The 20,236-nt window shown below is 65.4% G+C and carries 17 protein-coding genes; 7 read left to right on the forward strand and 10 right to left on the reverse strand.

The annotated features are described in order from the left end of the window. Positions 1-22 precede the first annotated feature (22 nt). From bamA to BX604_RS38525, 4 genes are all read right to left on the reverse strand, one after another. Positions 23-2,359, reverse strand: a complete 2,337-nt coding sequence (gene bamA, locus BX604_RS23240; protein ID WP_098553992.1) for an outer membrane protein assembly factor BamA — start codon at positions 2,357-2,359, stop codon at positions 23-25. 11 nt (positions 2,360-2,370) lie between these two features. Beyond that, positions 2,371-2,691 (reverse strand): hypothetical protein, encoded by a 321-nt coding sequence (locus BX604_RS23245; RefSeq protein ID WP_098553214.1) that lies wholly within the window; start codon positions 2,689-2,691, stop codon positions 2,371-2,373. A gap of 139 nt (positions 2,692-2,830) precedes the next feature. Next, positions 2,831-3,205: a hypothetical protein gene (locus BX604_RS23250; RefSeq protein WP_143748082.1), complete on the reverse strand. Its 375-nt coding sequence runs from the start codon at positions 3,203-3,205 to the stop codon at positions 2,831-2,833. 315 nt (positions 3,206-3,520) lie between these two features. Continuing rightward, positions 3,521-3,727, reverse strand: coding sequence for a hypothetical protein (locus BX604_RS38525; RefSeq protein ID WP_143748083.1), 207 nt, complete (start codon positions 3,725-3,727; stop codon positions 3,521-3,523). Positions 3,728-3,834: 107 nt separating this feature from the next. On the opposite strand from BX604_RS38525, the gene BX604_RS23255 reads away from it, so the two are divergent. After that, positions 3,835-5,094 carry a hypothetical protein gene (locus BX604_RS23255; protein ID WP_098553216.1) on the forward strand — a complete coding sequence of 420 codons (1,260 nt, stop codon included), beginning with the start codon at positions 3,835-3,837 and terminating at the stop codon, positions 5,092-5,094. A gap of 414 nt (positions 5,095-5,508) precedes the next feature. Then, complete coding sequence (locus tag BX604_RS23260; RefSeq protein ID WP_098553217.1) at positions 5,509-5,865, forward strand: STAS/SEC14 domain-containing protein; 357 nt, start codon at positions 5,509-5,511, stop codon at positions 5,863-5,865. Between the two features lie 112 nt (positions 5,866-5,977). On the opposite strand, the gene BX604_RS23265 is transcribed toward BX604_RS23260, so the two are convergent. Continuing rightward, positions 5,978-6,289, reverse strand: coding sequence for a DUF4148 domain-containing protein (locus BX604_RS23265; RefSeq protein WP_098553218.1), 312 nt, complete (start codon positions 6,287-6,289; stop codon positions 5,978-5,980). A 672-nt stretch (positions 6,290-6,961) separates the two neighbouring features. Continuing rightward, positions 6,962-7,381: a winged helix-turn-helix transcriptional regulator gene (locus BX604_RS23270; protein ID WP_098553219.1), complete on the reverse strand. Its 420-nt coding sequence runs from the start codon at positions 7,379-7,381 to the stop codon at positions 6,962-6,964. 272 nt (positions 7,382-7,653) lie between these two features. Between BX604_RS23270 and BX604_RS23275 the strand changes: the two genes are divergently transcribed. From BX604_RS23275 to BX604_RS23295, 5 genes are all read left to right on the forward strand, one after another. Then, positions 7,654-8,526 (forward strand): NmrA family NAD(P)-binding protein, encoded by an 873-nt coding sequence (locus BX604_RS23275; protein WP_098553220.1) that lies wholly within the window; start codon positions 7,654-7,656, stop codon positions 8,524-8,526. Positions 8,527-8,605: 79 nt separating this feature from the next. Beyond that, positions 8,606-8,977, forward strand: a complete 372-nt coding sequence (locus BX604_RS23280) for a DoxX family protein (RefSeq protein ID WP_098553221.1) — start codon at positions 8,606-8,608, stop codon at positions 8,975-8,977. A 576-nt stretch (positions 8,978-9,553) separates the two neighbouring features. Continuing rightward, a complete protein-coding gene (locus tag BX604_RS23285) occupies positions 9,554-9,757 on the forward strand; it encodes a cold-shock protein (protein ID WP_096508928.1) in 204 nt (67 codons plus the stop codon). Positions 9,758-10,032: 275 nt separating this feature from the next. Further along, positions 10,033-10,257: a hypothetical protein gene (locus BX604_RS23290; RefSeq protein ID WP_098553222.1), complete on the forward strand. Its 225-nt coding sequence runs from the start codon at positions 10,033-10,035 to the stop codon at positions 10,255-10,257. A 127-nt stretch (positions 10,258-10,384) separates the two neighbouring features. Beyond that, positions 10,385-10,741, forward strand: a complete 357-nt coding sequence (locus BX604_RS23295) for a lysozyme inhibitor LprI family protein (protein ID WP_098553223.1) — start codon at positions 10,385-10,387, stop codon at positions 10,739-10,741. Positions 10,742-10,796: 55 nt separating this feature from the next. Here the strand turns inward: BX604_RS23295 and BX604_RS23300 are convergent, their stop codons facing one another. Genes BX604_RS23300 through BX604_RS23315 form a run of 4 tightly spaced genes read right to left on the reverse strand, consistent with a single transcriptional unit; the run spans position 10,797 to position 20,020 of the window. After that, complete coding sequence (locus BX604_RS23300; protein ID WP_098553224.1) at positions 10,797-12,278, reverse strand: efflux transporter outer membrane subunit; 1,482 nt, start codon at positions 12,276-12,278, stop codon at positions 10,797-10,799. 3 nt (positions 12,279-12,281) lie between these two features. Then, positions 12,282-15,608, reverse strand: coding sequence for an efflux RND transporter permease subunit (locus BX604_RS23305; protein WP_098553225.1), 3,327 nt, complete (start codon positions 15,606-15,608; stop codon positions 12,282-12,284). Then, positions 15,605-18,739 carry an efflux RND transporter permease subunit gene (locus BX604_RS23310; RefSeq protein ID WP_098553226.1) on the reverse strand — a complete coding sequence of 1,045 codons (3,135 nt, stop codon included), beginning with the start codon at positions 18,737-18,739 and terminating at the stop codon, positions 15,605-15,607. Before BX604_RS23310 ends, BX604_RS23305 begins: the two co-directional genes overlap by 4 nt. 21 nt (positions 18,740-18,760) lie before the next feature. Then, positions 18,761-20,020, reverse strand: coding sequence for an efflux RND transporter periplasmic adaptor subunit (locus tag BX604_RS23315; RefSeq protein ID WP_098553993.1), 1,260 nt, complete (start codon positions 20,018-20,020; stop codon positions 18,761-18,763). Positions 20,021-20,236 lie beyond the last annotated feature (216 nt).

Genomic DNA, 20,236 nt, shown 5'->3' on the forward strand with positions numbered 1-20,236 from the left:
GTCGAGCGGGTCGGAAGGGGGATCAGAACGACGTGCCAATCTGGAACTGGAATTTCTGGTATTGATCGCCGGCGTGGCGCACGATCGGGAGGGCGTAGTCGATCTTCAGCGGGCCGATCGGCGAGATCCATTCGAGCCCGAGCCCGTAGCTGTAGCGCAGGCCGTTCGCGCCGACGCTGTTGCCTTCGGTGCCCCACACGTTGCCGCCGTCGACGAACGTGAACACGCGCAGCGTGCGGTCGTAGCCGGTGCCGGGCAGCGGGACGGTCATCTCGACGTTGCCGACCACCATCTTCGAGCCGCCGATCGGGTCGCCCGTCGTTGCGTCGCGCGGGCCGAGCGAGCTCGGCTCGTAGCCGCGCACCGAGCCGATGCCGCCCGCGAAGTAGTTCTTGAAGATCGGGTACGGCTGGCCGCCGAGACCGTTGCCGTAGCCGGCCTGGAAGTTCATGCCGAGCACGAGGCCGCGCGTGAACGAGTGGTAGTACTGCGCCTGCACGTCGGTCTTGTAATAGGACACGGTGCCGATCGGCGTGCCGTATTCCGCATTCGCCTGCATGTAATAGCCGCGCGACGGAATCAGCGCGCTGTCGCGCATGTCGCGCGACCAGCCGATCGTGAACGGCGCGACGTTCGACACGCGGCCGAACGTGTTCACGTAGTCGAGGTAGCTTTGCGGCGTCGTCGAATCGACGTCGAGGCGATCCTGTTCGAGCCCGAGCCCGAAATACACCATGTCGCTCTCGGAGAACGGGATGCCGAACTTCGTGTCCACGCCGTACGACACGATCCGGAAGCTGGTGTCGTTCGTGCTCGAGTAGTAGAGCGGCTGCGTCGTTCGGTAGTACACGTCGGTGATGCGCTTGACGCCGTCGATCGTGAAGTACGGATCGGTTTGCGACACGCTCAGCGTGCGCATCGTCGTGGCCGTGTTCGCGTTGACGGCGATCGACTGGCCGCTGCCGAACACGTTGTCCTGCGACACGCCGGCGGAGATGATCGGGCCTTCGCCGGACCCGTAGCCGACGCCGAGCGAGATCGTGCCGGTCGGCTTCTCCGTGACCTTCACGTCCACGTCGACCTGATCCTGGGTGCCTTCGACCGGCACGGTCGTCACGTCGACGTCGGTGAAATAGCCGAGGCGGTTGATGCGATCCTTCGACAGCTTGAGCCGCGACGAGTCGAACCACGCATCCTCCATCTGCCGCATCTCGCGCCGGATCACCTCGTCGCGCGTGCGCGTATTGCCGGAGATGGTGATATGCCGCACGTACACGCGGCGCCCCGGCGTGACCTGCAGCGTCAGGTCGACCGTGTGATGCTTCGCGTCGATCTGCGGGACGGCGTTGACGGTCGCGAACGCGTAGCCGTATTCGCCGAGCTTGTCGATCAGCGCCTGCGTCGTGTCCTTGAGTTTCGCCGCGGAAAACCGCTCGCCGGCGTGGATCGCGACGATGCGGTTCAGTTCGGCGTCGCGCCCGAGCAGGTCGCCGGCGAGCCGGACGCCCGAGATCGTGTACGGCGCGCCCTCGTGCAGCACGATCGTCAGATCCATATCCTTGCGGTCCGGCGACAGCGACACCTGCGTCGAATCGATATTGAATTCCAGATAGCCGCGATCGAGGTAGTACGCGCGCACGGCATCGAGATCGGTCGCGAGCTTGTCCTTCGAATACAGGTCGTCCTTCGTGTACCACGAGAACCAGTTCGGCGTGGAAAGCTGCATCTCGTCGCGCAGCGTGCTGTCGCTGAACACGTGGTTGCCGATGAACGCGACCTGCCGGATCTTCGCGCTCGGCCCTTCGATGACGGAGAACAATAGCGCGACGCGGTTGCGGTCGATCGGGCTCACGGTGGTCGTCACTTCGGCCGCGTAGTAACCGCGCGTCAGGTACTGGCGCTTCAGTTCCTGCTCGGCCTTGCTGACCAGCGACGGATCGTAAGCGCGCCCGGATACCAGGCCGACCGACTTCATCGCTTTCTCGATCGCATCCTTGTCGAACTCGTGCAGGCCCGAGAAGTCGATCGTGCCGATCACCGAACGCTCGGCGACGTTGACGATCACGACGTCGCCTTCGGTGCCGATCCGCACGTCGTTGAAGAACCCGGTCGCATAGAGAGCGCGGATCGCGGCGGATGCCTTGTCGTCGGTGAAGGTGTCGCCGATCTTGAACGGCAGATACGAGAACACGGTGCCCGGCTCGATGCGCGTCAAGCCTTCGACGCGGATGTCGCGGATCGCGAAACCGGTCGACGCCGGCGCGCCGGGCGCCGCTTGCGCGGCCGGCGCCGGCTGCGCGTGGACGGGGAATGCGACCGGCGTGAGCCAGCAGAGCCGGGCAAGCCAGCGGAACTTCATCAAGCGCGTCTTCACTGCGGGCGGACCCCGTCGTCGTATTGCGCATGGCGTACGCGCAGTCGCGATATCGTGTCGACATGCGATTCGGCGATCAGGCGCACCGTCGTGTACGCGTTGTTGCAGGCCGCGTTCAGCGACAGCCCGGTGGCATAGCGGCCGGCCAGCCGGCAACGGAAGATCGGGTTCGCGTCGAACGCATGCATGCCGGCCGCCTCGGCTTCGGCTTGCCGCGTATCGACCGGCAGCAGGCGCCACGCGCATGCGCCGAAATCCGACGGGGCATAGGCAGCGGTGCGCCGGGCGAGCGCGGCGGTCGAGGGAGTGGTTCGCATGATGGGCGTGTCCTGGAAGAAAGAAATGGCAGGCCGCGATCCGGCGCGGCATCGCGGGATTCGTCACAATATTTCGTATGACGAAATAAAGGAATTGCGGCCGATCATCGTCACGATGACGATCGGTCCGGTCAGCGCATCAGTTCAGCATCGCGCGATTCAGGGGAGCGCTCGTTTCCGGCTCGCAGGCGAGTGCTTCGACGAGGGTCGTCAGATTGCCGGACGGCAGCGCGAAGGCGATCCAGCCCATCCCGATGTGACGCATCGACAGCACCGCGCCGTTGTAGTCGGCAAGCCGGTCCACGCGCCAGCATGGGTCGACCTGCAACGGATAACGTCCGTCCGGTGGCTCGGGCGGATGCGTCGGCTGCATCGCGGCGCGTGCGGCCGCGAGCTGCATGATCATCTCGTCGATATCGCGCACGCCGAGCGCACATGTGTGGCCGTCGATGGTGAACCTGATCACTGGAAACCCGGATTCGCTGGAGACTTCCATATGCATCGTGTGATCCATGATCGGGCCTTTCACTTTCGCTTTCACTATCGGAGAACTGCCGCGTCCGGTAGGGCCGGGGTGCGCGGTGACGGAAGAATAGGTCACACAATCGTCAAATAAATTTCAGGATTGTTTCGTCATATTCAGCGCATGCGTGTCGCTCGCGTCGTAAGCGGAATGAACGGGAGCGCGTGCAAGAGTGGCCGTTCATTATTGAGATATTTGGCGACCGTGACAGCGGGCGATGTGCGCGATCGGTAATCGATTCCGCTTCGTCATGCGAAAGGTGTCTTCGTTTACGGGGTTTTCGTGTCGAAAGGCGGATTGGGCCAGTCAAATTAACGAAATATTTCGAACCGTTGCATTGAAATATGTGGCGCGGGTGGTATTGAAGCGGCGGCGCGTCGCCAGCCGGAAGCGCTCCATCTGCCATATGGTTGCATGCACAACCAATTCGGAGGATGGAAGAAGAACGTAAGTTTCTCCGCGTCGGGGATCGAACGCGTACCGAAGCAGCGCATGTTCCATCTGCGTCGGCATCGACGGTAAATCCCCGTAACGAAACCCGTAACGCGGGTAACCGCGGCGGCACCTACACTGAATCGACGTGATGGAAACCCCCACGCAACGATCTGACGACGGTATTCATGAACTCGACGCAAGCGGTGTTTCTGCATTCCGGATATGGCGCGACCGATGGCTGGCTGTGGTCATGCCTGCGCGACCTCGACGGCGTGATCGCCTACGACGAGCCGCTGCGCGCGATGGTCGCGTCGGTCGACTACGAGCAATACGCGAGCACCGGATCGGACGGCGCGCCGGCGGCGATGCCGGCCTTCGGCGCAAGACCGGCCGTGAGCGTGTCCGATTCGCTGAGGCGCGATGCGCTCGGCATGTCGCGTATCGAAACGACCTTTTCGGCCAACCAGTTCGAAGAGGCGACGCCCGAATACGCGGGCGACATCGAGTATTTTCTGCGTGCGCTGATGACACAGGCGTTCGAGCGGGATTGCATTCCCGTGTTCCGCTTCGGCGAATCGCCCGGCCGTCTCGCGTGGATGCGTCGCACCTTTCCCGATGTGCTGCATATCGTCGTCGCGCGCAATCCGCTCGCGCAATGGCAGTCGTATTGCGACCGGCTCGTCGCCCACCATGACGCGCACTGGATCGCGCTGCCGTTTCTTGCGCTCGCGTGCGGCCGCAACGTGCCGGCCGTCGAGCGCGTGATCGTCGGGCTGCGCATCGAGCTGCCCGACGAGATTCCGGGCATCGGCGATCGCACGGCCGATCGCTGCGTCGAATTCTTCAAGGCGCATGCGGCCTACGTCGGGCCGGCCGCCGCGTATCGCGCCTTCCTAGGTTACTGGCTGCTCGCGATGCGACATGCGCCGACCCACGCGGACGCCGTGTTCGATTGCGATCTGGCGGCGCGCTCGCATGCGTATCTGGGGGCCGCGGAGGCGTGGATCGCGAACCTGACCGGCTTGACGCCGCCGATGCGCGCCGCGCACCGCAACCACGCGATACGCAGCCAGACGCTGTCGTTCGCGGATAACGAGGATGCACACCTTGCCGCGATGGAAGTCGGCAAGACGCTCGTACGCGATGGCAGCGCACCGGTCGACGCGCTTGCGCTGTGGGCCAGCAAGCTGGCCGATGCGACGCTGAGCGCGCGCGCCGATGCGGATGCCACTGCGGCCTATGCGCAAATGTGCGTGGACCAGGCGATCCGCATCGTCGATCTCGCGGCGGCGGGCAGCTTCGGGTGCGATACGGCGCTTGCGAGCGAACTGGCGATGATGAAGGCGGCGCTCGGCGGGTTTGCAGAGCAGGGCGCTGGCCGACGGGCGGGGCCGTGGTCGCGCCTGACGCGTACCGCGCGGAATTTTCTCGCGACGCGGCGGTAGGCGGGGGCGGTCGGGGCCAGTGTGCATGTGACATCGCCAGGGCTGATGCGTCATTGGCGTGACGTAAGCCAGGGTGTCGCAGGAATGTGTGCACATTTGATCGGGAAAGGTGCCCTTGGCAGCCCTGGGTTCTCCAGCGGCTCGAACATGCGGGAGCGAAGTGAGCCGGTTGGCTGATTGCCGGTGGGGACGGCGGTGGCCGACCATCAATTGGCGCTCGACGTGTGGAGCCGAACGTCCGCAGGCTTGTGTGGAAGCGTCGTTCGCAACGCATGAGCGCCGACAGGCACCAGAACGAAATGCGGTGCTCGAAACCCGCCCGGGCGCGTGGAAAGGGGTAGTATGAGAAAGTCATCGAACGCTAGGCTCATCCGTGCATGAGCGTGTAACGTCTTCCTAGCTAGGGGTCCTGCCATGATCCTGTATCACACCGCCCCCGATTCATCGGTCATCGAAATATCCGTCGAAGGCAAAATCACCGACAGCGAACTGCGCGAAGCCATCGAGCGCATGCGTGGTGATCTTGAACTGAACGGCAAGACTCGTGTGCTCGAACGCATTGAGCATTTCACCGGCATCGAGCCGAAGGTGTTGTGGACCGACCTGACGCTCGGCGTCTCCGTCGCCCGCAAGGTCACGCGCGCCGCGGTGGTGGCCGACGCGCGCTGGATTCACGCCTCGATGCACTTGGCGCGGTTTTTTACAAAGGCCGATATCAAGGCGTTCCACGTCAACGAGCTGGAACAGGCGCGGGCCTGGATCAATGCCTGAACGTCGTCTCCAGCCGACCGCATCGGGCGCAGACCTGCCTGCAACGGACGGCCGACTTCACTTCCTGTTCAATCTTTTCAAGAAGCCGAGGGTGGTAGTGGCTCCGGGCTTCTCACCCGGGTTGAACCTGGTGGCACTCCGTTTCGAACCAATAGTCGACCAAGCGCTGCGCCGCCTGTAGATCGTCCGGGTAGTAGGGGTCGTCGTACCATGGCGAGGGGTCGTAGCCCGCTTTCCTCAGCGCCGCAAGCTCGCTTTGGTGTTGCGCCATCGTCGGAGGCGCGTTGCTTCTAAGCGCGGCCAGATCACGGCACTCCGTCGGGGTCAGATGTGGCCCGTTTTGCGGCACGCCGCCGGCGACACATCCAGTCAGCAGGAGCGCCAAGACAACAAGCGTCGAGCGGTTTTTGGGGAAGTTTTCCATAGCGCATCTCCTCCACGCGTCTGATTGGCGCAACGCAAACGGTGCGATGCCGCTGGGCGCGTGTGACTTCCGCGTTTATTTTGCCTTAGGCCGGTCATCGGCACCGGAACTGTACAAAAAGAAGAAAATCAGGCGCCAGTGGCACTCATGGCTGTCACACTTCGACAAGAGAAAGGGATCAACAAGGGGAGGCTGTGGCCTTCCCGGGGACGGCAGCGGGACCGACCGCTTTTGCGAATCCGACGGGCTGCCAGACCACTCAATCCCGCTCCAGGGAGCGTCTTGAGCGGGTGATACAGCGAGGCACGCCTACGTCTCTTGTCGGCCACCATCGGACCTTCGTCGACCGCTGCAAATGGACGGTCGGATGCCCGCAAATCGGTCGGCAACGGACATTCACCGGGCGACGTGACGCCAATAGCGCGTCCACAACCGGGGTTCCGGTCGGATAATAATTTGGCAGTTCTGAATGCGGTCTTTCCCTCGGCCTCCAAAGTCTGCCAACAGCACATTCAGATTTCACGACGGTCTTTTCTGATTGGAAAGCTGGTTTTCCTTCCGCGGAGACGACGAGCACGAAACGCGTGATACGTCCTTCCGAGCCATCTGCAAAACGGGATATAAGCGGGGCGCTTCAGGCTTTCGCCATCACCCTCACATCGGGCTGCGCGTCTAGCGCGGGACGTCACCGGATGCGCCGTCAAAGCGGGCGCGTGCGGCATGGATCTCGGGATAGCGACGATCGGCCCAATCGATGAGGGCCGCCATCGGCTCCAGTAGCGATTGGCCTAGTGGGGCCAGACGATATTCGACGCTTGGCGGGCTGGTGGGAAAAACATGGCGCGTGATGAGCCCGTCGCGCTCCAGATCGCGGAGTGTCTGGGTAAGCATGCGCTTGGAAATGTCCGAGATGGCCCGGTGAAGCTCACTGAAGCGCTGCGATCGCGTCGCGAGCGCCATGATCATAAGCATGCTCCATTTGTCGCCGATGCGGTCGAGCACGTCACGAATCGCGCAGTGTGCGGGTTGGGCGTCGCCCAGTTCGCGTTGATATCGGCTGAATCTCTCGATCGCATTCTGGGCGGTGCTCATTCGGGTTCCCCTTAACTCTTCTGGTAACAAAAAACTGCCTCCTTCCGGTGCGAGGCATCGGTCTCTATGATAGACCTGCCCTCGAACAAAGACTTCTTCTCAGGTAGCCCGGATATCGAACCCTGTTACCGCCCGTTTGTGTACCAGACTCCGGCGGGCATCCAGGCAGGCGTGTGGCGGAGCCGCGGATGGAAGCCACAGATTCCAAAAACATCGCATTCAGCCGCAGAAGTGTCGGCGTGTAAGGGCAATACAAATTTCAGGAGAACTACATGTTTTTAGTCATGGGAATTACAGGACGCGTAGGCGGCGCCACGGCCCAACATCTGTTGGCACAAGGTAGAAGAGTACGGGCGTTGGTCCGCAATCGCGAGAAGGCGACAGTCTGGGCGGATCAAGGCGTGGAACTCGTCGACGGCGACTGGAATGATGCGGCCACCATAGAGAGGTCGCTCGAAGGGGTCGACGGCGCATTTGTCATGTTGCCGGCTGTCTGGGCACCCTCGCCAGATTTCAGGGAAGCAACGAGCGTGATCGCGAACTATGTCGAGGCGCTAACCGGGGCAGCACCGCCGCGGGTGGTTGCGCTGTCGTCGATGGGTGCGAACAGAACCAGCGGCCTGGGAATGATCACGGCCCTGTCGCTTCTGGAGCAAGGACTGCGCCACCTGACGTCGCCGGTCGCCTATGTGCGAGCCGGCGGATTCTTCGAAAACTTCCTCTACGGTCTGCACGTCGCCCAGGGCGGCACGCTACCCGTCTACTACAACCCGACGAGCCGGAAGTCGACCATGGTCGCGACCGACGATGTCGGCGCCGAGGTGGCGACGCTGCTGACCGGGCCGGCGTGGTCCGGGCATCGCGTCGTCGAGCTTGGCTCGATGGTCAGCGCGGATGAAGTCGCGGCCCAACTGGGCGAAGTCATGCAGCGCGACGTCAAGGCCTTTCCCATCCCGCGGGCCGGGTGGGCAGCAGCGTTCGAACAGTTCGGCATCCAGAAGGGACAGACTGGACCCGCCGAAGCGATGTTCGATGCCGTCAACGCGGGCTGGATGGATCTCGGCGTCGCGGGTACAGAGCACATCGCGGGCACGAAGTCTCCTCGCGACGTCTTCGCGGCGGCCCACAAGGCCATTACGGCATAAACAACAGAGATCGGCCGGCTCGTCGAAGAGGCGGCCACACTAGTCCTCCGCTGCGCACTCAACAGAGAAGGTAGAACGAATGTCCAAGATCACCTGGCGCCAGGTATTCCCTTTGGTTCTTGCCGCATTTTTCGTCGTCGGATCGCTCAGCAACATCGTCGCCCCGCGATCCATCTTTGAGGAATACCTGAAGTGGGGATATCCGCACTGGTTCCATTTCGTGACTGGTTCGCTGGAACTCATGACGGCCCTTCTGCTCGCGCGAGCACGGACGCGGCTGTGGGGCTCGGCGCTCGGCTGCACCGTGATGTTGGCAGCGCTGGCGACTGTCGCAGTGCACGGCGAATATGGACACGGGGTAGCGCCACTCGTCGTGGCGATACTATCGATTGCTGTTGGCCGGCTTGCCTGGCGCGAGCGGTTCGCTGCCGGCTCTATGGCTCGGGCCTAAATCTTACGCGGCGTTCAAGAGGTTAAAGGCGTGCCGGAAGTGCCAATACCAACCCGTTGTCGGTTTCAAATCCCGGTTGGAACGGGGTTCACTTATTGAATTGAGCTTGGCGATTGGTGGTCCAATCGGGCGTCCGAAGCACGTCGGAAGCGGTCGTCGACGTCTTGTGCTCGCGATCGGCCGCTCAGGGTCGGCAGCGGCCACTCATTCCGGCCGCTGTCTGCCGCGCGCTGCCATCCGGAAAATGGGGTTGAAATCATGGAAAATTCAGCTTTACTAACGTCCGGCGTATCAGGCTGATGTCAGGCCGACGCGACGACACGGCAACGTCCCGCGAAGCGGGCAGGGGGCCACATCGCCTCGCCTTCAAACCGGACTGCCTGACGACACAGTTACAAGATAGCCATTGACTTCGTCGTTTCCGGCAGTTAGTGTAGGCGCCGAAGTCCAAGAAGTCCGATTGCTGTTCATCAATTGCTCGCTCCCCCAAGCGGTATTCGTTGTCCTCTCCCTCCTTGACGCTTCAAGCGCTCTTCAACAGAGCAAATCTTCATATTTTTTTCTCAAGGATTCATCATGGATACCGGTATCGTTAAGTGGTTCAACGACAGCAAAGGCTTTGGCTTCATCACTCCGGACAACGGCGGTGACGATCTTTTCGCGCATTTCTCCGAAATCCGGACGGAAGGCTTCAAGACGCTCGCTGAAAACCAGAAAGTGAGCTTCGAAACGAAGCAAGGCCCGAAGGGTCTGCAAGCGGCCAACATCCAGCCGCTGTAAGTTTGAAGGGCCCGGCTTTCCGCGACGGACGCCGGGTCGCAGCGACATCCTCACGGAGCGTTGTCTCCTAAAGTTGGCGCGATCGTTCCTGGCTGCATCGGTTGATTCAGCGGCCTTCTACGCGCCACATGCCTCGTTGCACTTCAATCTCCCCCTCCGGCAGCAACGCCTTTTTCGCGCTTTCCGACTGCTTTAGATTCAGCTCGCAATGGCTTTGAATCGGTGCATATTTCGCACGGCACAGGCGCGTCCGAACATCATTATTAAAATTAAAAATGCAAAACAAACGAATTCAACAGTACAACGGCTATGCCGTCCAACCCTCGGCGCATCGCTTGCCCGACGGGTGTTTTTCATCCAACCTGCTGCTCGAACGCAGCGGTAGCTCGTGCGCCGAAGGCCGCTACCAGTTCTATTCGCTCGATTACTTCCCGAGTGAGCGACAAGCGCTGCAGCACTCGGCCCGTTGGGCACGCAACTGGATCGACACGCGCGGCTAACGCCATCGTCTCGGGTCGGCGGCAACTGCCGACCCTGATCGCACACGGGTACCTGCGCCCTCATGAGCCGGCTCCTTTACCATGGAGCCTTCAGAATCATGCAGACCATCGGTCTGCTGAAGAAGCCATGAAAAAGACGATCTGCGTTGCATTGCTGCTGCTCCCCCTGAGCGCACTGGCCGACCCATGCGTCGGCAACGGAAACGTCCATGACGATTTGTCGTGTGTCGACCGTTCCCTGGCTGAATCGAAGCAGGCACTCAACGCGATCTATCGAAAAATTTACGCGTCCACGCAATACAAGAACGCGTTCGAACAATCCGAGAAGGCCTGGCTCACCTACCGCGACACGCAGTGCAACGGCTACATCGCAGCCGAGGCGTCGCAATCGCAAGGCGAGGGCCCGGGCTTGATCACGCGAGACTGTCTCCTCACGATCACCCGGCAGCGCGTCGACTATTTGAAGACGCTGCTCGCGAAGTAATGGATCACGGGCACGAACCGAATGCGTGCCCGCGACGACACTGCCGAGCCGCCCGTCACCCCGGCGCGTTTTCCCGATGCGGTTTCGGCTGCGTCACATCGAGCGCCGAATCCGACCACCCACCTCCCAGATCACCGAACAGCGTCGCAGTCGCGACGAGGCGTTCCTGCTGCACGTTCAACGCATTCTCCTGTAGCGCGAGCAGCGTCGTCTGCGCTGTCGCGACCGTCGTATAGTCGACGGTGCCGGCCTGATATTCGTTGAACGCGATGTCCGCGCCGCGCTTCGCGTCGGTCACCGCGCGTTCGAGCACGGCGGCCTGATCGGCGAGCACGCGCACGCTCGCCAGATCGTCCTCGACGTTTTGCAGCGCACCGAGCACGGTGCCGCGATAGTTCGCGACCGCTGCATCGTAAGCGGCCTTCGCGGCCGCGACTTCGCCGCTGCGCTCACCCCCATCGAACAGCGTTTCCGACGCGCTGGCGCCGAGCGACCACACATAGTTCGCAACATGCAGCAGCCCCGCGAGCGGCGAGGCGGAGAAACCGGCCACCGCGGACAGCGAGATCGTCGGATAGTACGCGGCGATCGCGACGCCGATCGCCGCATTCTCCGCCGCCATCTGCCGCTCCGCGACGGCGATATCCGGCCGCCGTTGCAGCAGCGTCGACGGCACGCCCACCGGCACGTCGGGCAGCGCGGGCAGGGTCGCGTCGTGCGCGATGTCGAGATCCTCCGGATTGCGGCCGACCAGCACCGCGATCGCATGCACGTACTTCTCGCGCGACACGTCGAGCGCGATCAGGCTCGATTGAGCGCTCTCGAGCTGCGTTTGCGCGGTGACGAGATCGGACGGCGGAATCGTGCCGGCCTTGTCCTGGTCGGCGATCACGCGCAGGTACGCCTGGTCGGCCTTGACGGTCGCGTCGAGCAGGTCGCGGTTCGCATCGGTGACGCGCAGGTCGATCACGGTCGTCGCGAGCGTCACCTGCTCGGACAGCGCGGCGTTCGCATAGGTCGCGGCACTGGCCTGCGCGCTGGCCTTGCGTTCCTCGACGGTGCGCCGCACTTCGCCCCACAGGTCGGGCGACCAGCTCACGTCGCCTTCGAGCGCACCGGCATTCGCGACCGACGGCGTGAGCGCGCCGGTCGTGCGCTGCCGCGTGGCGGAACTCGTGACGGACACGGTCGGAAAGAGCCCGGCGCGCGCTTCGCGCACGAGTGCGAGCGCCTGCTGGTAGTTGTAGTAGTCCTGCCGAACTGTCTGGTTCGACACGGTGACCAGCGGCTCCAGCTGGTCGAGCAGCGGGTCGTGGAAGGCGGTCCACCAGTCGCCTTTCGGGCCGTCGGCGTCGGGCCGCGCGAGCGTCCAGCCCGGCAGCTCGCGATACGTCGCGGGTGTCGCGACAGCCGGGCGATGATAGTCGGGGCCGACTGCACAGCCGGCGACGGCGAGCGCGGCCGTGACGCAGAGCACGCGGGCGCGCAGCCGCGACGCGTGCTGCACGGGTGCCGGAACGGAGCGGGGGAGTTTCATCGGTCAGGGCCTCGATTCGGGCCGCTGCTGGCGCGGCCACCGCGACGCGCCGCGCGTGAGTCGTGCGCGCAGCCGGTCGAGATACAGATAGATCACGGGCGTCGTATAGAGCGTGAACACCTGGCTGATCACGAGTCCGCCCATCACCGTCACGCCGAGCGGCTGGCGCAGCGACGCGCCCTGGCCGATCGCGAGCGCGAGCGGCAGCGCGCCGAGCACGGCCGCGGCGGTCGTCATCATGATCGGCCGCAGGCGCCGCACGGCGGCCTCGTGAATCGCGCGCCGCGCGTCGACGCCTTCGTCGCGCTGCAGCGCGATCGCGACATCGACCATCATGATCCCGTTCTTCTTCACGATGCCGATCAGCAGGATGAAGCCGATCATCGAGATCACCGAGAACGGCACGCCGAACACGAGCAGCGCGAGCGTCGCGCCGATGCCGGCCGACGGCAGCGTCGACAGGATCGTCAGCGGATGGATGGTGTTCTCGTACAGCACGCCGAGCACGATGTAGACGACCGTGAGCGCCGCGACGATCAGGAGCGGCACCGCATTCATCGAGTTGGTGAACGCCTGCGCCGCGCCGGCGAACGCGCCGTGCACCGATGCGGGCATGCCGATCGACTGCTCGGCGTCGGCGATCGCGGTGGCGGCATCGCTCAGCGAGCCGTGCACGGGCAGGTTGAACGAGATGGTCGCGGCGACGAGGCCGCCCTGATGGTTCACCTGCGTCGCGGTATGGCTGTTCGAGAACAGCGCGAGCGCGGTGAGCGGCACCATCGTTTCGGCCGACGTGCTGTCGGCGCTGCCGGTCGAGCTGCCGCCCTTGCTGTTCGAGATGCTGTTGGTCGACGCATTCGCTTCCGCGTTCGCGTTCAGCGCGTTGGTCGTGCCGTTCGCGGCCGACGTCGCGACGCCGACCGTCGCGCCGGCCGCGAGGGTCGCGGTGGCGGCTGGCACGGTGCCCGACGAATACTGCGTCTGCGCGGTGCCGCTCGCGTTGCCGGCGGCCGTGCTCGCGAAGATCCGGCCGAGCGACGACGGGAACTGCCAGTACTGCGGTGCGACTTCCATCACGACGAAGTACTGGTTCAACTGGTTGTAGATCGTCGACACGGTGCGCTGCCCGAACGCGTCGTACAGCACGTTGTCGATCTGGTTCGGATCGAACCCGTAGCGCTTCGCGGTCGCGCGGTCGATCGTCACGGTCGTCTGCAGCCCGTGCTGCTGCAGATCCGAATTCACGTCGACGAGCTGGCCGCGGTAGCGGTTCAGCGCGTCGACGAGGCGCGGCGTCCACGTGGTGAGCGCAGCCGGATCGTCGCTCGTCAGCGTGTACTGGTATTCGGCGGCCGACTGCCGTCCGCCGATCCGCAAGTCCTGTTGCGCCTGCAGGAACAGCCGCGCGCCGGATACGGCCGCCAGCTTCGGCCGCAGCCGGTTGACGACGTCGGTGGCCGACGCATGGCGCTGCGCGAGCGGCTTCAGCGCGACGAACACGTTCGCGGTGTTCAGCGCGCGGCCGCCGGTGAAACCGGCCACCGCCGCGACGGCCGGATCCTGCTGGACGATGGCCTGAAGCTGCGCGAGCTTCTGCCGCATCGCGCCGAACGAAATGCTCTGGTCCGCGATGATCTGCCCCATCAGCGTGCCGTTGTCCTGCTCGGGGAAGAAGGTCGCGGGCAGCAGGCGGAACAGCAGCAGGTTGCCGATGACGAGCGCGATCAGCATGACGCCGACGAGCGGCGCACGGTCGAGCACGGCGTCGAGCGAGCGCGAATACGCGTCGCGCAGCCGGTCGAGCGTCGCCGCGATGCGGCGGCCGGGGCGGGACGGCTTCGCGTCGAGGCGCTGGCGGCTCAGCACGTATGCGCACATCGTCGGCGTGACGGTCAGCGAGATCACCATCGACAGCAGGATCGCGATCGACAGCGTGACCGCGAACTCGTGGAACAGCAGGCCGACGATGCCGGGCATCAGCAGGATCGGCAGGAACACCGCGATCAGCGACACGCTCATCGACACGACCGTGAACGCGACTTCCGCGCTGCCGCGCAACGCGGCCTCCTTCGGCGCATAGCCGGCTTCGAGAAAGCGCGTGACGTTCTCGAGCACGACCACCGCATCGTCGACGACGAAGCCGGTGCCGATCGTGAGCGCCATCAGCGACAGGTTGTCGATGCTGTAGCCGAGCAGGAGCATCGGCCCGAACGTGCCGATGATCGACAGCGGCAGTGCGACGGCCGGAATCAGCGTCGCGCGCGGCGACAGCAGGAACACGAACACCACGCCGACGACGAGCAGCACCGCGATGCCGAGCGTGCGCTCGGTGTCGGACACCGACGCGTTGATCGACTGCGAATGATCGACCGCGATGCCGACGTGCACCGAGCCTGGCAGCGCGGCCTCGATCACCGGCAGCCGGGCGCGGATCTGCCTGACCGTGTTGACGACGTTGCCGCCCGGCTGCGGAAACACGATCACGAGCACGGCCTGCTTGCCGTTGTAGAGGCCCGCGTTGCGCACGTTCTCGTTCGAGTCGAGCACCTGCGCGACGTCGTGCAGGTGCACGGCCGCGCCGTTGCGGTATGCGACGACGAGATCGCGATACGGCGCGGCCGTGCCGATCTGGTCGTTCGACAGGATCTCGTAGCGGTGGCCGCCCTGGTCGAGATGGCCCTTCGGGCTGTCCGCGTTCGCCGAGCCGAGCGACGCGCGCACGTCCTCGAGCCCGATCCCGTAGCTGTTCAGCTTGCCGGGCTGCAACTCGACCCGCACCGACGGCAACGCGCCGCCGCCGAGCGTGATCTGGCCGACGCCCTTGATCTGCGACAACTGCTGCTGGATGACCGAGTCCGCCGAATCATAGAGCTGCGCGGACGTCAGCGTGTCGGAGGTCAGCGCGAGCACCATCACGGGCGCGTCGGCCGGGTTGTATTGCCGGTAGGTCGGGTTCGAGCGCAGCGTGGTCGGCAGGTCCGCGCGCGCGGCCTGGATCGCGGCCTGCACGTCGCGGGCGGCGCCGTTGATGTCGCGGTCGAGGCCGAACTCGATCACGATCAGCGACGAGCCCACGTAGCTCATCGACGTGAGTTCCTGCACGTCGGCGATCGTTTCGAGCCGCCGTTCGAGCGGCTCGGCCACGGTCGACGCCATGATCTCGGGGCTCGCGCCCGCCATGTTCGCCTGCACGACGATCACCGGATACGCGACGTTCGGCAGCGGCCCGACCGGCATCCGGAAGTACGCAAGCGCGCCGGACAGCAGGATCGCGATCGCGAGCAGCGTGGTCGCGACCGGCCGCTGGATGAACAGCGCGGCCGGGTTCACGACGCGCTCCCGCCGTCCGGCGCGGCATCGCCGGACGCGGCCGCTTCACGCCGGCGCCGCACGCGTGCGGCCAGCCGGTCGAACAGCAGGTAGACCACCGGCGTCGTGAACAGCGTGAGGATCTGGCTCAACGCAAGCCCGCCGATGATCGCGAGGCCGAGCGGGCGGCGCAGCTCCGAGCCGGTGCCGGTGCCGACCAGCATCGGCAGCGCGCCGAGCATCGCCGCGAAGGTCGTCATCAGGATCGGGCGGAAGCGCAGCAGCGACGCCTCGAAGATCGCGTCGGCCGGCGCCTTGCCGTGGACGCGTTCCGCTTCGAGCGCGAAGTCGACGATCATGATCGCGTTCTTCTTCACGATGCCGATCAGCAGCACGATGCCGATGATCCCGATCACGTCGAGATCGGTGCCGGCGATCATCAGCGCGAGCAGCGCGCCGATCCCGGCGGACGGCAGCGTCGACAGGATCGTGACGGGGTGGATGAAGCTCTCGTACAGCACGCCGAGCACGATGTAGACGGCGACCAGCGCGGCCACCAGCAGATAGACCTCGCTCGACAGCGAATCCTCGAACGCGGCCGCCGCGCCCTGGAACGACGACTGGATCGACGGCGGCAGCGCGGCCGCGCGCTCGACGCGGCGCACGTCGTCGACCGCCGTGCTCAGCGATGCGCCGTTCGCGAGGTTGAACGACACCGTGACGGCCGGGAACTGCGCGAGATGGCGGATCGCGAGCGGCGTCTTCACGAGCCGGATCGTCGCGATCTGGCTCAGCGGCACCTGGCCGCCGCTGCTCGTCTGGCTCGGCAGGTACAGGTTGCCGAGCGACGCGACGTTCGGCATCGCCTCGGGCTTCGCGACCAGGATCACGCGGTACTGGTTCGACTGCTCGAAGATCGTCGACACGATGCGCTGGCCGAGCGAATCGTACAGCGCGTTGTCGATCGTCGCCGGCGTGATCCCGTAGCGCGCGGCCGCCTGGCGGTCGACGTCGACCTGCACGCCGAGCCCGTCGACGTCGAGATCGCTCTGCACGTCGGTGATCGAGCGCACCTGCTTCAGCTTCGCGACGAGCGTGGGCACCACCTGCTGCAGCGTCTGCCGGCTCGGGCCGCGCAGCACGAAGCGGTACTGGTTCGGCGACAGCGTCGTGTCGAGCGTCAGGTCCTGCACCGGCTGCAGATAGAGCCGCACGCCCGGCACGCCGGCCGTTTCCTGCTGGAGCCGCCGCGCGATGGTTTCCGCGCTGGCCGAGCGGTCGCCGTGCGCGCGCAGGTTGATCAGGAAGCGGCCGTTGTTGAGCGTCGCGTTCACGCCGTCGATGCCGACGTACGACGTGAGCGACGCGACGTCCGGATCCTTGAGCAATGCGTCCGCCAGTTGCGACTGGCGCTCGACCATCGCCGCGTACGACACCGACGTGTCGGCCACGCTGATCCCCTGGATCGTGCCGACGTCCTGCACCGGGAACAGCCCTTTCGGAATCGCGATGTAGAGGATCAGCGTCAGCGCGAGCGTCACGAGCGCGACGACGAGCGTCAGCGTCTGGTGCCGCAGCACCCAGGTCAGCGCGCGTTCGTACGCGCCGAGCGTGCGGTCGAACAGCCGTTCGCTGACGCGCTCGAAGCGGCTGGCATGCGACTGCGCTTCCGCATGCGGCCGCAGGATGCGCGCGCACAGCATCGGCACGACCGTCAGCGACACCACCGCCGAAATCAGGATCGTCACCGCGAGCGTGACCGCGAATTCGCTGAACAGGCGGCCGATCACGCCGCCCATGAAGAGCAGCGGAATCAGCACCGCGATCAGCGACACCGTCAGCGACAGGATCGTGAAGCCGATCTGGCCGGCGCCCTTCAACGCGGCGTCGAGCGGCGGCATGCCTTGCTCGATGTAGCGCACGATGTTCTCGATCATCACGATCGAATCGTCGACGACGAAGCCGGTCGCGATGATCAGCGCCATCAGCGACAGGTTGTCGATCGAGTAGTGCAGCTCGACCATCGCGGCGACCGTGCCGATCAGCGATACCGGCACCGCGATGCTCGGGATCAGCGTCGCGGGCAGGTTGCGCAGGAAGACGAAGATCACCAGCACGACGAGCGCGACGGCGAGCACCAGCTCGGTCGCGGCATCGAACACCGACGCGCGGATCACGCCGGTGCCGTCGCCGACGATCTGCACGTGCATGCCGGCCGGCAGCGTCGCTTCGAGCGCCGGAAGCTGCTGCTTGATCTGGTCGACGGTCGCGATCACGTTCGCGCCCGGCTGGCGCTGCACGTTCAGCACGATCGCGGGCGTGCGGTTCAGCCACGCGCCGCGCTCGACGTCCTGCGGCGCCTGCGACACGCGGGCCACGTCGCGCAGGAACACCGGCGCGCCGTTCTGGTACGCGATCACCGTGCCGAGATACGCGCTCGGGTCGGTGATCTGGTCGTTCGAGTTGATCGTGTAGTCGAGGTCGGGGCCGTCGAAGTTGCCCTTCGGCTGGCTGACGTTCACGTTCGCGAGCAGCGTGCGCAGGTCGTCCATGCTCAGCCCGTACGCGGCGAGCTTGTGCGGGTCGGCTTCGACGCGCACGGCCGGCACGTGGCCGCCCGCCGTCGTGACGAGGCCGACGCCCGGCACTTCGGAGATCTTGGTGGCGAGCCGGTTGTTCGCGGTGTCCTGCAACTGCGTGAGCGACATCGAGTTCGACGTGACCGCGAGCGTGAGCACGGGCTGGTCGGCCGGGTTCACCTTCGCATACGTCGGCGGCGCGGGCAGGCCGCTCGGCAGGTAGCTGTTCGCCGCGTTGATCGCTTGCTGCACGTTCTGCTCGGCGACGTCGAGGCTGACCGACAGGTCGAACTGCAGCGTGATGACCGACGCGCCTTCCGAGCTGTACGAGATCATCTGCTGCAGCCCGGGAATCTCGCCGAGCTGGACCTCGAGCGGCGCGGTGACGGTCGTCGCCATCACGTCGGGGCTCGCGCCGGGGTAGAAGGTCTGCACCTGGATCGTCGGATAGTCGACGTCGGGCAGCGACGACACCGGCAGGAACCGGACCGCGACCGCGCCGGTCAGCACGAGCGCGATCGTCAGCAGCAGCGTCGCGACGGGCCGCAGGATGAAGAGGCGGGAGATATTCATCGGATCGGTTGCCGCGTCGCGTCACGCTGCGCCGGATGCCGCGCCGGCCGCGGCCGGCCGGTGGGCATGGGATGCCGCCGGCGCTGCCGCCGCGCCGGACGCCGGTTGGGTGCCACTCGCGCCGCCCGCGCTGCCCGCGCGGGGCGCCGCGATGCGGATCGCCGCGCCGTCGCTGAGCCGGTCGACGCCGTCGGTCACGACCTGCTGGCCTGCCGCCAGCCCCGCGACGATCGCCGTGGTGCGGCCGTCGCTGGGGCCGAGCGTGACCTTGTGCACCGACACCGTCCGGTTCGCATTGACCAGGTACACGTAGTCGCCCGGCGCGCCGCTCTGCACCGCGGCGGTCGGCACGAGCACCGCGCCGTGCAGCGTGTCGACGCCGAGCCGCACGTTGACGAATTCGTTCGGGAACAGCGCTTCGTCGTCGTTCGCGAAGGTCGCGCGCAGCGTGACGGTGCCGGTCGCGGTCGCCATCTGGTTGCCGATCGCGTACAGCGTGCCGGTGGCGACCTGCTTGTCGTCGTCGCTCGAATAGACGGTGACCGGCAGCTTCGCGCCCGCGCCGACGCGCCGGATCACGGACGACAGCGCGTTCTGCGGCACCGTGAACTGCACGGTCATCGGTTTCATCTGCGTGATCACGACGATGCCGGTCGTGCTCGACGACGTCACGTAGTTGCCCGGATCGACGAGCCGCAGGCCGACACGGCCGGCCACCGGTGCGGTGATGTGGCAATACGCGAGGTCGAGATCGTATTGCGCGATGTTCGCGCGGTCCGCCTGGGTCGCCGCTTCGTCCTGCTGTACGGTGAACTGCGCGTCCTGGTAGGTCTGCGCGGCGATCGACTTGTTCTGCGCAAGCTGTGCGTAGCGGGCGAGATCGGCGCGCGCTTGCGCGAGACTCGCCTGGTCCTTTGCGAGCTGCGCCTGCGCCTGCTGCTTGCTGATCTGGTACTGGCGCGGGTCGATCTGCGCGAGGAACTGGCCTTTGGCGACTTCCTCGCCTTCGTGATAGCCGACTTCGGTCAGATAGCCGCTCAGTTGCGGCAGGACCGTCACGGTCGCGACCGGCGTGACCGTGCCGAGCTCGTTCAGCACGACCGGCATGTCGCCCGTCGACGCGGTCGCGACGCCGACGACCTGCGCCGGGTTCGCGCGCACCGGCTTCGTGCGGTGCAGCAGATGAAAGACGATCAACGCGATCGGCACGGCGAGCACGCCGATGACGATCCAGCGGCGCGCGCGATGCTGCGTCGGCGGGGCCGGGTTCGGTTCGCTCATGTCGGCCTCCTGGACGGGCATCGCATCGCGCTACGGGCTGGCATGAAAGGACTCCTGATAGAGGGATGGGCGGATGCGATGAAGGACGGTGTCGCTCCGCTCACGCGTGTGCCGGCCGCGCTACCTACGGGCGGCCGGTTACGCGGATTGACAGTCGTTGCGCGATCGCTGCGAGCGCGATGGCGTCGTCGGCGGTGACGGGCCGACGCCGCGTGC

Source organism: Burkholderia sp. JKS000303 (assembly GCF_002563755.1).
Taxonomy (GTDB): domain Bacteria; phylum Pseudomonadota; class Gammaproteobacteria; order Burkholderiales; family Burkholderiaceae; genus Burkholderia; species Burkholderia anthina_B.

Coding starts and splice junctions, on each gene's coding strand:
- BX604_RS23285 (WP_096508928.1), top strand. CDS start 9,554: ATGGATACCGGTATCGTTAAGTGGTTCAACGACAGCAAAGGCTTTGGC.
- BX604_RS23255 (WP_098553216.1), top strand. CDS start 3,835: ATGAACTCGACGCAAGCGGTGTTTCTGCATTCCGGATATGGCGCGACC.
- BX604_RS38525 (WP_143748083.1), bottom strand. CDS start 3,727: ATGCCGACGCAGATGGAACATGCGCTGCTTCGGTACGCGTTCGATCCC.
- BX604_RS23290 (WP_098553222.1), top strand. CDS start 10,033: ATGCAAAACAAACGAATTCAACAGTACAACGGCTATGCCGTCCAACCC.
- BX604_RS23245 (WP_098553214.1), bottom strand. CDS start 2,691: ATGCGAACCACTCCCTCGACCGCCGCGCTCGCCCGGCGCACCGCTGCC.
- BX604_RS23295 (WP_098553223.1), top strand. CDS start 10,385: ATGAAAAAGACGATCTGCGTTGCATTGCTGCTGCTCCCCCTGAGCGCA.
- BX604_RS23280 (WP_098553221.1), top strand. CDS start 8,606: ATGTCCAAGATCACCTGGCGCCAGGTATTCCCTTTGGTTCTTGCCGCA.
- BX604_RS23265 (WP_098553218.1), bottom strand. CDS start 6,289: ATGGAAAACTTCCCCAAAAACCGCTCGACGCTTGTTGTCTTGGCGCTC.
- BX604_RS23315 (WP_098553993.1), bottom strand. CDS start 20,020: ATGAGCGAACCGAACCCGGCCCCGCCGACGCAGCATCGCGCGCGCCGC.
- BX604_RS23310 (WP_098553226.1), bottom strand. CDS start 18,739: ATGAATATCTCCCGCCTCTTCATCCTGCGGCCCGTCGCGACGCTGCTG.
- BX604_RS23270 (WP_098553219.1), bottom strand. CDS start 7,381: ATGAGCACCGCCCAGAATGCGATCGAGAGATTCAGCCGATATCAACGC.
- BX604_RS23300 (WP_098553224.1), bottom strand. CDS start 12,278: ATGAAACTCCCCCGCTCCGTTCCGGCACCCGTGCAGCACGCGTCGCGG.
- bamA (WP_098553992.1), bottom strand. CDS start 2,359: ATGAAGTTCCGCTGGCTTGCCCGGCTCTGCTGGCTCACGCCGGTCGCA.
- BX604_RS23260 (WP_098553217.1), top strand. CDS start 5,509: ATGATCCTGTATCACACCGCCCCCGATTCATCGGTCATCGAAATATCC.
- BX604_RS23275 (WP_098553220.1), top strand. CDS start 7,654: ATGTTTTTAGTCATGGGAATTACAGGACGCGTAGGCGGCGCCACGGCC.
- BX604_RS23250 (WP_143748082.1), bottom strand. CDS start 3,205: ATGGATCACACGATGCATATGGAAGTCTCCAGCGAATCCGGGTTTCCA.